Annotated in this window: 11 protein-coding genes; 3 read left to right on the forward strand and 8 right to left on the reverse strand. The window is 63.7% G+C overall.

The features are described from left to right. The 8 genes from AC6LJ9_RS28835 to flhD all read right to left on the reverse strand — a co-directional run. A partial coding sequence (locus AC6LJ9_RS28835; RefSeq protein ID WP_498150216.1) for a methyl-accepting chemotaxis protein occupies positions 1-1234 on the reverse strand: 1234 nt, incomplete at its 3' end. A gap of 93 nt (positions 1235-1327) precedes the next feature. After that, a complete protein-coding gene (gene cheW / locus AC6LJ9_RS28840; RefSeq protein WP_103276433.1) occupies positions 1328-1828 on the reverse strand; it encodes a chemotaxis protein CheW in 501 nt (166 codons plus the stop codon). Positions 1829-1843: 15 nt separating this feature from the next. Beyond that, a complete protein-coding gene (gene cheA / locus AC6LJ9_RS28845) occupies positions 1844-3988 on the reverse strand; it encodes a chemotaxis protein CheA (protein ID WP_498150217.1) in 2145 nt (714 codons plus the stop codon). Between the two features lie 29 nt (positions 3989-4017). Next, positions 4018-4398, reverse strand: coding sequence for a response regulator (locus AC6LJ9_RS28850; protein WP_103274009.1), 381 nt, complete (start codon positions 4396-4398; stop codon positions 4018-4020). 2 nt (positions 4399-4400) lie between these two features. After that, positions 4401-5390 (reverse strand): flagellar motor protein MotB, encoded by a 990-nt coding sequence (gene motB / locus AC6LJ9_RS28855; protein WP_498150218.1) that lies wholly within the window; start codon positions 5388-5390, stop codon positions 4401-4403. A gap of 14 nt (positions 5391-5404) precedes the next feature. After that, positions 5405-6274 carry a flagellar motor stator protein MotA gene (motA, locus tag AC6LJ9_RS28860; protein ID WP_212320808.1) on the reverse strand — a complete coding sequence of 290 codons (870 nt, stop codon included), beginning with the start codon at positions 6272-6274 and terminating at the stop codon, positions 5405-5407. Positions 6275-6392: 118 nt separating this feature from the next. After that, the gene (gene flhC / locus AC6LJ9_RS28865) at positions 6393-6974 is read right to left on the reverse strand and encodes a flagellar transcriptional regulator FlhC (protein WP_212320807.1); all 582 of its coding nucleotides are present in this window, start codon (positions 6972-6974) and stop codon (positions 6393-6395) included. Positions 6975-7006: 32 nt separating this feature from the next. Continuing rightward, a complete protein-coding gene (gene flhD, locus AC6LJ9_RS28870) occupies positions 7007-7330 on the reverse strand; it encodes a flagellar transcriptional regulator FlhD (RefSeq protein ID WP_006219025.1) in 324 nt (107 codons plus the stop codon). Between the two features lie 431 nt (positions 7331-7761). Here flhD and AC6LJ9_RS28875 point away from each other — a divergent pair, with 431 nt between their 5' ends. The 3 genes from AC6LJ9_RS28875 to AC6LJ9_RS28885 all read left to right on the forward strand — a co-directional run bounded on the left by AC6LJ9_RS28875 (position 7762) and on the right by AC6LJ9_RS28885 (position 12316). Next, positions 7762-8520, forward strand: coding sequence for an RNA polymerase sigma factor FliA (locus AC6LJ9_RS28875; RefSeq protein WP_212320806.1), 759 nt, complete (start codon positions 7762-7764; stop codon positions 8518-8520). Between the two features lie 182 nt (positions 8521-8702). Continuing rightward, a complete protein-coding gene (locus AC6LJ9_RS28880; protein ID WP_498150219.1) occupies positions 8703-10307 on the forward strand; it encodes a methyltransferase regulatory domain-containing protein in 1605 nt (534 codons plus the stop codon). Positions 10308-10576: 269 nt separating this feature from the next. Further along, complete coding sequence (locus AC6LJ9_RS28885) at positions 10577-12316, forward strand: flagellin N-terminal helical domain-containing protein (protein ID WP_498150220.1); 1740 nt, start codon at positions 10577-10579, stop codon at positions 12314-12316. Positions 12317-12429 lie beyond the last annotated feature (113 nt).

Genomic DNA, 12429 nt, shown 5'->3' on the forward strand with positions numbered 1-12429 from the left:
CGAAACCCTTGCCCTGCTCGCCCGCCCGCGCCGCTTCCACCGCCGCGTTCAGCGCCAGGATGTTGGTCTGGAATGCAATACCGTCGATCACCGACACGATCTCGGAAATCTTGCGCGAGCTGGCCGAGATGCCCTGCATCGTCGTCACCACTTCCGACACCGCAGAACCGCCGCGCTCGGCCACGTCCGACGCGCTGGCCGCCAGCTGATTGGCCTGGCGCGCGTTGTCCGCGTTCTGCTTGACCGTCGAGGCCAGCTGCTCCATCGAAGCGGCGGTTTCCTCCAGCGAGGCCGCCTGCTGCTCGGTGCGGCTGGACAGGTCCGTGTTGCCGGCCGCGATCTCGTGCGAACCGACGTTGATCTCGTCCACGCCGCGACGCACCGCCGACACCGTGCGCGTCAGGCTCTCCTGCATGCGCTTGAGCGCCGCGAACAGCAGGCCGATTTCATTGGTATTGCGCGCGTCGATGCGGGCGGTCAGGTCGCCGCCGGCGATGCGGTCGAAATGGTGGCCGGCTTCCTGCAGCGGCTGCAGCACGCGGCGGCGCAGGAATACATAGGTGGCGAACACCAGCAGCGCGGCGATGACGCCGCCGGCGCTGACCGCGATCAGCACGAACTGGTAGCGCACCTGGGCGATCTCGAAGGCGTCCAGCGTCTTGCTGGCGCGCCAGAAGTCAAAGCCCTCGACGGCGCGCGCGAAGCGACCTTCCAGCGTGTCCTGCACCATCTGCACCTGCGTCTGGTAGCCGGGCATGTCGCCCTTTTCCAGCGTGGCGGCCAGCGGGTTCAGGCCCTGCTGGATCAGGATGTTGTAGGACTCTTCGATTTCCTTGAGCGATTCGGCCGCGTCGGCGGGCTTGGCCAGGCTCTTGTAGTACTCGTACTCGGCCTGGCCCTTGTTCAGGGAGGCCTTCGCCCGCTGCAGCAGGCCGGCGGCTTCGCCGGCCAGGCCCGCCGTCGGCAGGGTAGCCTGACCGACGTTGCGCACGATGTCCGCGTAGTTGGAAGAGGCCGCGCGGCTCAGGCCGTTGAGCGCGTCCTTGTAGCTCAGGACCACCCGGCCGAGCGCGTCGTCCAGTTCCTGCGATTGCTTCAGTTCGGCCAGCGTACCGTTGCTGATGCGCAGGGACAACACGCCCAGCGCGGCACCGATCACCAACATGAAAGAGAAGAACGCCAGCACCCACAACAGGCTGGCGCGTATCGTCATGTTCGCGAAAAACTTGCGCATCACAAGAACCACTCCCTGACTGCAATCGTTGAGGAAAGCGTCACATCGGGTTCAATATGACGCCTCGTCCGTTCATCCTGCCTGCCGCCCCGTTCAGGAGGCGACCTTCTCCACCAGCGCCATTTCGTCGCTGGTCATCATCTTCTCGATATCGACCAGGATGAGCATGCGCTCGTCGACCGTGCCCAGGCCCGTCAGGTACTCCGTCGACAGCGTCGCGCCGAACTCGGGCGCGGGCCGGATCTGGCCGGAGTTCAGCATCAGCACGTCGGACACGCCGTCGACCACGATGCCGACGACGCGGCGCTCGAGGTTCAGGATGATGACCACGGTCTGCTCGTTGTATTCGACGCTGCCCAGGTTGAACTTGATGCGCAGGTCGACGATCGGCACGATGATGCCGCGCAGGTTGGTCACGCCCTTGATGAAGGGCGGGACATTGGCGATGCGGGTCACGGTGGCCGCGTCGTAGCCGCGGATTTCCTGGACCTTCAGGATGTCGATGCCGTACTCTTCGTCGCCCAGCGTGAAGACCAGGAACTCGCTGCCGACATCTTCATTGCGCGCGGCCTGCGCTTGCGGTTTGGCTGCCATGAGGTTCATTCTCCATCAATTCAAAATGGCTTCGGGCTGCGACCAACGCTCACGGTTGGCGCGCGCCAGCGCGAATACGTCGACGATCAGGGCCACGCTGCCATCGCCCAGGATGGTGGCCGCCGAAATGCCGGGCACCTTGCGGTAATTGGACTCGAGATTCTTGACCACCACCTGGTGCTGGCCGATCAGGTGATCCACCAGCAGCGCGAAACGGCGATCCTCGGCCTGCATGATGACCGCGATGGCCTGGGTGGGATCGGTCTGCGCGCCGCCCACCGAGAACACGCGGTGCATCTCGACCAGCGGCAGGTACTCGCCGCGCACCTGCATCACGCGCTCGTTGCCGGCGACCGAATAGATCTGGTCGTTGGTCGGCTGGAGCGATTCGGTCACATGGTTCAGCGGCAGGATGAAGGTCTCTTCGCCCACCCGCACCGACATGCCGTCCAGGATCGCCAGCGTCAGCGGCAGCACGATGCGCGTGGTGGTGCCGTTGCCCGGCTCGCACGACAGCTGCACGTGGCCGCCCATGTCCTGGATGTTCCGGCGCACCACGTCCATGCCCACGCCACGACCGGAGATGTCCGTGACCTTCTCGGCCGTGGAGAAGCCGGGCGCGAAGATCAGTTGCCAGATTTCGTCGTCGGGCGAGTTTTCGTTGACCGGCAGGCCCTGCGACATGGCCTTCTTCAGGATCTTCTCGCGGTTCAGGCCGGCGCCGTCGTCGCTCACCTCGATCACGATGTTGCCGCCGTTGTGCTGGGCGGACAGCACCAGCTGGCCCACGGGATCCTTGCCGGACGCCACGCGCTTCTCGGGCGTCTCGATGCCGTGGTCCAGGCTGTTGCGCACCAGGTGCGTCAGCGGATCGATGATGCGCTCGATCAGGCTCTTGTCCAGCTCGGTGGCGCGGCCATAGGTCTGCAGTTCGATCTGCTTGCCCATCTTGCCGGCGATGTCGCGCACCAGGCGCGGGAAGCGGCTGAACACGTAGTCCATCGGCATCATGCGGATGGACATCACGGCTTCCTGCAGGTCGCGCGCGTTGCGCTCGAGCTGCTCCATGCCGTTGAGCAGGCGGTCATGCAGCACCGGGTCCAGCGTGGACGCGGTCTGCGCCAGCATGGCCTGGGTGATGACCAGCTCGCCCACCAGGTTGATGATCTGGTCGACTTTCTCCACGCCGACGCGGATGGAAGTCGATTCCTTGTCCGCGTGCGCGGGCGCCGCGCGGGTGGCGCGCGCCGCCTGGGTGATGGCTTCGGCAGCGGCGGCCGACTCGGCCACGGCGGGCGCGGCCGGAGCCGGCGCGGCAACAGCCGGCGCCGGTGCCTGGGCTTGCGCCTGCGCGGCGAACTGTTCGGCCGCCTGCGCGAACTGCTCGACCGGGGCCGCCGGCGCCGATGCGCCCGGAGCCGCCTCGCGGGCGATGTTCAGCTGGTCGGCGTCGACGATGAAGCAGCAGACCGCCTCGATATCGTCGGGCGTGCAGGTGCTGTCGACCCAGACGGTCAGCGTGCCATTGGCGCGCTCGCTGGCGCGCACCTGGCCCAGGTTGCCCATTTCCTCGAGCAGGGCCTCGGCGTCCTTGTCCGACACCTTGGTGATGCGCACGCGCAGCGGCAGGCCGGCGCCGTCGCCCGCCGGCGCGGCCGCCACGGGTTCGGGGACAGGCTCGGGTTCGGGCGCGGGCGGCGGCGCGGGGGCCGCGACGGGCGCGGGGGCCGGCGCCTGCGCGGCTGCGGCGGCGGGATCCTTATGCTCCAGGGCCAGCTGCCTCAATACCGCGCAGATGCGCTCGAATACGGCTTCGTCGGGCTCTTCGGAGGCCCGGTAGGCGTCCAATTGGCTTTTGAGCACGTCTTTCGTTTCCAAGAATATGTCCACCATGTCCGTGCGCAGCGCCATTTCGCCGCGACGGATCGCGTCCAGAAGGTTTTCGAGCAGGTGCGTGGTGCCGGCCAGCTGCGTGAAGCAGCCGAACGTCGCCGCGCCGCCCTTGATCGAGTGGGCGGCCCGGAAAATGGCGTTGAGCTGCTCGATGTTGGGCGAGCCCACGTCCAGCTCCAGCAGCAGCTGCTCCATCTGAGCGAGCAGCTCATCCGCCTCGTCGAAAAAGGTCTCGTAAAACTGACTGAGATCCAAACCAGAACTCATGGCCGGTACGCCTTCATAAATGAACTCGCCTACGCGCCCGGCTGCTCGTTGAGCAGTTCGGACGCCAATTCCACCAGCACGTCGGGATCGACCGGCTTGGACAGCCAGCCGCACACTCCCAGATCCCGGGCGGCCATCTTGCTGTCCACGTCGTCTTCCGTGGTCAGCACGAGAACGGGCACGTCCACGTACTGGTCCTCTCCCCGCAGACCCTGGATCAGCTCCAGGCCGCCCATCACGGGCATGTTCCAGTCGCTGACCACCAGGTCGATGGGATGGCTGCGGGCCATTTCCAGCGCTTCCTGGCCATTGCCAGCCGTCACGACCTTCCAGCCCGCGCCGGTCAGCGTCGCCTGCACAATCATGCGCATCGTGGCCGAATCATCGGCCACCAGTATCGTTGCCGCCATCGTTATTGAACCCCTTCGGCGCGCGGGGTGCTTTCCGCTGCGCCCTGATTGGTTTGTCCGGCGGCCTTGACCGCAGCCTGGGCCGCCTCCACCGCCGTTCCGACCTCGCGGGCATCGCGCGCGCTCACGTCCGCGGCCGCGGCGTTTTCATTCTCGATGCGCCGCTGGGTGCCCTGATTGAGCACCACGAGGCTGATACGTCTATTAACGGCTGCATACGGATCATCTTTAACCAGGCTCATGCTGGACGACAGCCCCTGGATCCGCATGACCTTGCTTTCGCTCATGCCGCCGGCCACCAGCTCCTGGCGGGATGCGTTGGCGCGGTCGGCCGACAGTTCCCAGTTGCTGTAGGCGCGCTCGCCGCGCGCGTACTGCGACGCGTCGGTGTGGCCCGAGATGCTGACCTTGTTGGGCAGTTCGTTCAGGACCGGCCCCAGCTCCCGCAGGATGTCGCGCATGTACGGCTGCACCTCGGCGCGACCGGTGGCGAACATGGGGCGGTTCTGGTTGTCGATGATCTGGATGCGCAGGCCTTCGGTGGTCATGTCGATCAGCAGCTGCGGCCGGAAGCTCTTGAGCACCGGGCTGTTCTCGATCACGTTTTCCAGGCGCTTCTTGAGGTTTTCCAGGCGATGGTGATCGCGCCGCTCGGCGTCCACCATGGGCTGGGCCTCGACCCGGTTGCCCTGGGCGCGGCGCTCGTCGCCGTCGCTGCGCAGCGGATCGCGTCCGCCGCCGGGCACGGCGCTGGTCTCGGCCGAACTGCTGGGTCCGCCGGTCAGCGCCACCCGCAGCGGCATGCGGAAGTACTCCGCGATGCCCTTCAGTTCTTCGCGCGGCACGATGCTGATCAGCCACATCACCAGGAAGAACGCCATCATGGCCGTGATGAAGTCGGCGTAGGCGATCTTCCAGCTGCCCCCGTGGTGGCCGCCGCCCCTGACCTTCTTGCGGCGGATCACCACACGGTGGTTGTTTACGGTGCTCATGGCCCGCTGCTCCGTCAGGCCTTGCCGGTGGACTTGGTCTGCCGGACGTGTTCTTCCAGCTCACCAAAGGTCGGGCGCACGGCCGAGAACAGCACCTTGCGGCCGAACTCCACCGCCAGTTGGGGCGGATAGCCGTTCATGCTGGCCAGCAGCGTGGTCTTGATGCACTCCAGCACCTTGACCGCCTCGGCCGTGCGGCGGTCGACGCGCGAGGCCAGCGGCCCGACGAAGCCGTAGGCCAGCAGAATGCCCAGGAAGGTACCCACCATGGCCTTGGAGATCAGGTCGCCCAGGATCGCGGGCGGCTGGTCCACCGCCGCCAGGGCCTTGATCACGCCCAGCACCGCCGCCACGATGCCGAAAGCCGGCAGGCCGTCCGCCATCTGCTGCAGAGCGTGGGTGGGGACTTCGCGCTCGTGGCGGTAGGTTTCGATTTCCTCGTCCATGAGCGTTTCGATTTCGAACGAGCTCATGTTGCCGCTGATCATGATGCGCAGGTAGTCCGTGATGAACTCCATGAGCTTGTTGTCCTTCATGATGCGCGGGTACTCGCTGAAGATCGGGCTGGAGGCCGGATCCTCGATATGCGATTCGATGGCCATCAGGCCTTCGCGGCGCGCCTTGTTCAGCAGGACATACAGGAGCGCCATCAGCTCCATGTACACCTCTTTGCTGTACTGCGAGCTCTTGAGCGCGTCGGGCAAGGCCTTCTTGACCAGCATCAGGGACTTCTTGCTGTTGCCGGCCAGGAACGCGCCAAAGGCGGCTCCGAAGATCAGCGTGAGCTCGAAAGGCTGGTACAGCGCGCCCAGGTGGCCGCCCAGCGCGATGAAGCTGCCGACGACCGAGACGCTCACCACGAGATAACCGATAACAATCAACACATCAGGCCCCTGCCAACGAAGTCTAAAACCGGCGTCAATGATCCCCTGTTCCCCCCGGCCCAAAAAGGCGGGTTACGGGGAGTTTTCCAGGGCTTTTGATGTATTTGGACGCCGCCGCTCAGGAACGGGCGGCGTCGGCGGCAGGCACGGGACGGCTGCCGGCGCGCGCCTTGGCGGCCGCGCGCGTCTTTCCGGCGCGGGGCGGCGGCCGGCAAATGGCGCACACGAAGTCGGATTGCGGGTCGTGCGCATGGGCAATGAAATGGCCGCCGCACTGGCGGCAGGCCGACAGTTGCAACATGCCGCTGTCGAAGAAGCGGACCAGCATCCAGGCGCGGGTGAAGCTCAGCACCGGCTCGCCGGACTCGGCGTTGTCCACGCCCGAGTTTTCCAGGTACAGCCGGTAGGCATCGATGACCGCGCGGATGCCCTTGCTGGTGGTGCGCGCGTTCAGGAAGGAATAGACGTTATAGAACAGCGAGGAATGGATATTCGGCAGCCAGGTCATGAACCAGTCCACCGAGAAAGGCAGCATGCCCTTGGGAGGCGAGCAGCCGCGTATCTCCCGATACAGGCGCGCCAGGCGGTCGTGGCTCAGGCTGGTTTCAGCCTCAAGCACCTGCAGCCGCGCACCCAGTGAAATCATCGAGCTGGCAAGCAGAATGTCGTCGGCTTCCTGCGAAACGCTCTTGATGGCCATGACTATTATCCGTGTGGGATCCGGAAAGGCCGTCAGGCCAGCTCTTCGACGGGCTGTTTAGCCAGCAGGATCGTCGCATGCGCTTGCTGCAGCGCGCCGCCGAGCACATCGTGCGTCAGCGCCGACAGCAGGCTGTAGTCATCGAAACGGAAGCGACACAGCAGCGAGCTGGAGCTGGCCAGCTTCACCAGCTGCGCCGGCGACAGGCGCATCAGAATATCGGCGACTTCGTTGCTGAATCCCAGACGGAACATGGATGCGGCATAGTCGTCGCGCAGCATGCGCTGCGCCAACAACAGGTAGGACAGATTCACTTCACGAATATCTGCCAGCAAAGAATTCTCGACTTGTTGCACGCCCGACTCCCTATTCCCTATCCCACGCAAGGGGCTTGATTACCAAGGGCAATTCACGTTTTGTTGCATGATTGCCCGCTGCATCCTGTTTTAATGCGAAATGTATCATTTGTTCGCAATTTAAGTAAAATTTACCACAGGTCATGTCATTTTCTATGACTTATATGACAAATCTTTGTTGATATTGCGCAACTTGCGATTTTAGATACACCTTGACATGCAAATCTTGGCCAAATTTACGTCAATTTGCCAAATAAGCATTCAAAAAGTTGCGTGCTTTAAGGAATGAAAAGAGCGCTTTTGCCGACAATGGCAACTTGCCGATCACTTATCCTTGCCCCGCTTTAGTGCAGCCGCGCGTTTGTCGACAATGTCGCAAATTGACAACGATCGACGGCGCGTGAAGATGGACACCGCCTGACCTTTCCGCAATGCCCCACGCAGATGACAGCTTGGTCGAATATGCCCCGCTAGTGCGGAAGCTGGCCCTGCAATTGCTCGCCCGCCTGCCGGCCAGCGTCGAGCTCGACGACCTCATACAGGCCGGCATGATCGGCCTGCTCGATGCTGTCCGTCGTTATCAGGAAACCGCCGACGCGCAGTTCGAGACCTACGCCACCACCCGCATCCGCGGCGCCATGCTGGACGAGCTGCGCGGCCAGGACTGGCTGCCCCGCAGCGTGCGCGCCAAGGCGCGCAAGATCGAGCAGGCCATCCAGCAGCTCGAGCAACGGCTGATGCGCGCACCCACCGAAGCCGAGATCGCCCAGCAGCTGGAATTGCCGCTGAACGAATACCAGGCGCTGCTGCATGACGCGCAAGGCGTGCAGATCGTGCACTACGAGGATTTCACCACCGACGCCGATAGCGGCCCGGGCGCGCAATCGGACTGGAGCGCCACGCTGAGCCATGGCTCGGCCACCGGCAATCCGCTCGACTCCCTGCTGGCCGGCGATTTCCGCCAGGCGCTGGTGCACGCCATCGACGCCCTGCCCGACCGCGAAAAGCTGCTGCTGTCGCTGTGTTACGAGCAAGGACTGAACCTGAAGGAAATCGGCGCGATCATGAACGTGACCGAGGCCCGCGTCTGCCAGCTGCGCTCGCAGGCCACGGCGCGGATTCGCGCCAAGCTGAAGGAACAGGCCTGGCAGGATCTGCCCAAGGAAGGGCAGATCGCGCAGATTATTTAGCGCTCTGTTTGCAGGGTTCGCACGCGGGCTGCTCGTGCCAAGCGTGCAAGATCCCGGCGAATTCCGCCGTTATTCCCCCATTTCTTCGCGCGGGCGACAGCTAACCTTCAGACTGGCGCGCATCATGGCGCCGGCATGGGCCGGCGCCAGCGCACTCGCTCTACCGCCCCCAGGAATACGCAATGACCGATACCGACGCCGTCACCCAGGTGCTAGCCGCGGCCTACGACGAAACGCCTTACCAATCGAATGCCTTCTCCTTCTCCGCGCCCGGGCACCTGCGCGCCGTGGCAGCGCTATATGGCGTCAGCGCGCCCCCCGTGGCAAACGCCCGCGTCCTGGAGCTGGGGTGCGCCGCTGGCGGCAATCTGCTGCCCTACGCCGTCGCGCATCCCGAAGGCCACGCCGTGGGCGTGGATCTCTCCACCCAGCAGATTGAAGCCGGCCAGTCCATCGTCAAAGCCATGGGGCTGAAGAACCTGGACTTGCGCGCGATGAGCATCACGGACATCACGCCCGAGTTCGGACAGTTCGACTACATCATCGTACACGGCGTATTCAGTTGGGTGCCGCCAGAAGTGCGCGAAGCCATCCTCCGCGTCTGCCGGGAGAACCTGGCGCCGGAAGGCGTTGCCTACATCAGCTACAACACCTACCCAGGCTGGAAGGCTTCGGATGTGGTGCGGGACGCGATGATACTGAACAGCCATGGCGCGCAGACGCCAGAGGAACAGCTGGCGCGGGCAAAAGACATGCTCAGCATGTTGGAAAACGGGCTATGGGGTAACAATCCAATGCGCGCGGCGCTCCAACAGGCCGCCCGCCAACTGCGACAGCAATCCGACTACTACCTGATGCACGAGCATTTGGAGGCAGTCAATGCACCCTGCTACTTCCTGGAATTCGTCGCGGCCGCCCAACAAGCCGGATTGACCTATTTGACGGACGCCGAACCGCAATCCACTATTGCGTCGAACTTCGGCAACAACGTCGCGGTGCTGCATGGAGCCCTGTCGGCAGACACGGGGCGGGAAATGCGCGAACAGTACCTCGACTTCGCTGTAGGTCGGCAATTCCGCAAAAGCCTGCTCATCCGCTCGGAGCGCGCCGACCAGATTCTGGATATTCCAGAAGCCAATGCTCTCGAGAAGATGCACCTGGCTGCTCACCTGACACTGGAGCGCGCGCCCGCGGGCGCTCCCTCCAAGGAGCGGCACTATCGTACGCTCAGTGGCATCAATATCGCATCGCAGGATTCCAGCTTCATCGCCATCGCTGATGCGCTTCGCACGGCCTGGCCCCGTCCGGCGACCTTCCAGGAACTCGTGGACGCCGCCCGGCCCAAAGCCAGAAAGGCGACCACCGATGACCAACTCCGCGAGCAGATTCTCCACCATCTGGTACTCATGCTGAACGCCAACGCGCTCCAGTATCGATTGGAGCCGGTAGGCTATGGCGGAGACGACGCCAAGCCCAAGTGGATTCCGGGGCTTGCCTGCCTGCACGCCTTGACCCGCGACACCGCCCTCCAGGTCGGCCCATACAATCTTTGGCACCAACAAACCCGCCTCCCCTCGGACGACGTCGGCCGCTTCGTGATCGGCCATATCGATCAAGGCGCCTCCGTTGCGGACATTCGTACCCGACTGCGCGACGCTCTTGCTTCCGGGGAGCTGTCCCACCCCAACGGCAAATCATTGAAGCGGGTACGCAATCTTGACCCGGTGGCGCAGACCATCTTGTCGGACGTGCTTGGCCGCCTCCGGATTCAGGGCTTACTGATCTAGGCCGGCCGCGCAGGCCAGGAGTAGAACCAGGAAGGGGCGAATTCATTCCGCCCCTTTTTATTTCGACGAGGCCGAGACCCGATTTTCGCATTGCCCCCGCATGCACAAAAAAGAACGTCCTTCGCAAATTCTCCCTAAAGTCTGGTTTTGGACTGCCGTAATCCTGGCAACGGACGAACTTGAAAACCTCAAATTCAGTTCCTCACGTTACAGTTGGGCGGCCTAGCTGCCCGGTTTGAAGAAGCCTTTCTCTCCTTGGGAGCTTAAACATGGCTGCAGTCATCAATACCAACTACTTGTCCCTGGTTGCCCAGAACAACCTGAACAAGTCCCAGTCCGCCCTGGGTACCGCCATCGAACGCCTGTCGTCGGGCCTGCGCATCAACAGCGCCAAGGACGACGCCGCCGGCATGGCCATCGCCAACCGCTTCACCGCGAACGTCAAGGGCCTGACCCAAGCCGCCCGCAACGCCAACGACGGCATCTCGCTGGCTCAAACGACCGAAGGCGCGTCGAGCGAAGTCAACACCCACCTGCAGCGCGTTCGCGAACTGGCCGTTCAGGCCGGTAACGGCAACTACTCGCAAGAGCAGCTGGATTCGATGCAAGACGAAATCAACCAGCGTCTGTCGGACATCGACCGCATCTCGCAACAAACCGACTTCAACGGCGTGAAGGTTCTGTCGGCCGCCGCCAAGCCCCTGACGCTGCAAGTCGGCGCCAACGACGGCGAAACCATCACTCTGAACCTGTCGGAAATCAGCGTCAAGACGCTGGGTCTGAACGGCTTCAACGTCAACGGCAAGGGCGTCATCGACAACCGCGCCGCCAACGTCAACGACATGAGCGGCCCGAACGTGGTTGCCGGCGCCAACAACACCTACACGGTCACGACCACCAACGTGGACGCGAAGGCTGCTGACGTTTTGGGCAAGTTCAAGAACGGCGACAGCGTCACCTCCGCCGGCACGACCTACACGTACAACGCCGCCAACGACAACTACGACTACACCGCAGTTACCGCCAAGGCCGCCACGGGTACGCTGAACAGCAATATCAAGGCTCAAATCGGCAATACCCCGATTTCCGCCACCTACACGAACAAGACCCAGTCCGTGTCGATCAAGATCGACGGCAACGGCCTGATCACGGACGCCAACGGCAACAAGCTGTACTCCGACACCAAGGGTAGCCTGGTCGCCACCGACAGCAACCCGGCCGGCGGCACCTACGCCCAAGCCAAGCTGGACGACCTCACCGGCTACATGGCGGACAACACGCTGAGCGGCGCCACCGCCGGCACGGTCAGCCTGTCGATCGGTTCGATCACCTACAAGAACGGCGGCGCTGCCGACACCGTCACCAACAATGCCACCGCCTCCAAGGACGTGGTCCTGTCGAAGCTCTCTGGCGTTGCCGCCACGGTGAAGATGGGCCAAGGCCTGCTGTCGACCTCGCTGGATATCACGGCTGCCGGCGCAGTCACCAAGGCTGGTACCCCGGCCGCCACGATCCAGGTCGACGGCAAGGGTGAACTGACCGACATCCAGTCCTACACCAGCGTCTACCAGTTCGACCAAATCTCCGGCAAGATCACCTCGATCGCCGGCGGCGATACCAAGGTCGCGGGCGCCAACACGGGCGTCGATCAAAACGCCTCCAACTACGGCAAGCAGCTGTACATGGGCGCGAACGGCAAGATGACGTTCGAAAAGACCAGCAAGGGCGACAAGACCAACGACCCGCTCAAGACCCTGGACTCCGCGTTCAAGGTCCTGAACAAGCTGACCGGCGAGCTGGGTGCTGTGCAGAACCGTCTGGAATCGACGATCGCCAACCTGAACAACGTCGTCAACAACCTGTCGGGCGCCCGCTCGCGGATCCAGGACGCGGACTACGCCACGGAAGTGTCGAACATGTCCAAGAACCAGATCCTGCAACAGGCTGGTACCTCGGTTCTGGCGCAAGCCAACCAAGTGCCGCAAACCGTTCTGTCGCTGCTGCGTTAATCACGCCTCAGCAGGAACGGCTGGGCAGGTCCGGACCGCGAGGTCCGGCTTGCCCGACCTGGCACGGGGACCTTCGGGTCCCACCCAAGCACAAAGCCGGCGCAAGCCGGCTT

The sequence above is a fragment of the Achromobacter sp. 1011811831 genome (assembly GCF_059760905.1).

Bases quoted from the DNA above. Each gene is read 5' to 3' on its own strand.
- flhC (WP_212320807.1), bottom strand. From the start codon at position 6,974: ATGGCCATCAAGAGCGTTTCGCAGGAAGCCGACGACATTCTGCTTGCC.
- AC6LJ9_RS28850 (WP_103274009.1), bottom strand. From the start codon at position 4,398: ATGGCGGCAACGATACTGGTGGCCGATGATTCGGCCACGATGCGCATG.
- AC6LJ9_RS28880 (WP_498150219.1), top strand. From the start codon at position 8,703: ATGACCGATACCGACGCCGTCACCCAGGTGCTAGCCGCGGCCTACGAC.
- cheW (WP_103276433.1), bottom strand. From the start codon at position 1,828: ATGGCAGCCAAACCGCAAGCGCAGGCCGCGCGCAATGAAGATGTCGGC.
- AC6LJ9_RS28885 (WP_498150220.1), top strand. From the start codon at position 10,577: ATGGCTGCAGTCATCAATACCAACTACTTGTCCCTGGTTGCCCAGAAC.
- cheA (WP_498150217.1), bottom strand. From the start codon at position 3,988: ATGAGTTCTGGTTTGGATCTCAGTCAGTTTTACGAGACCTTTTTCGAC.
- motB (WP_498150218.1), bottom strand. From the start codon at position 5,390: ATGAGCACCGTAAACAACCACCGTGTGGTGATCCGCCGCAAGAAGGTC.
- AC6LJ9_RS28875 (WP_212320806.1), top strand. From the start codon at position 7,762: ATGCCCCACGCAGATGACAGCTTGGTCGAATATGCCCCGCTAGTGCGG.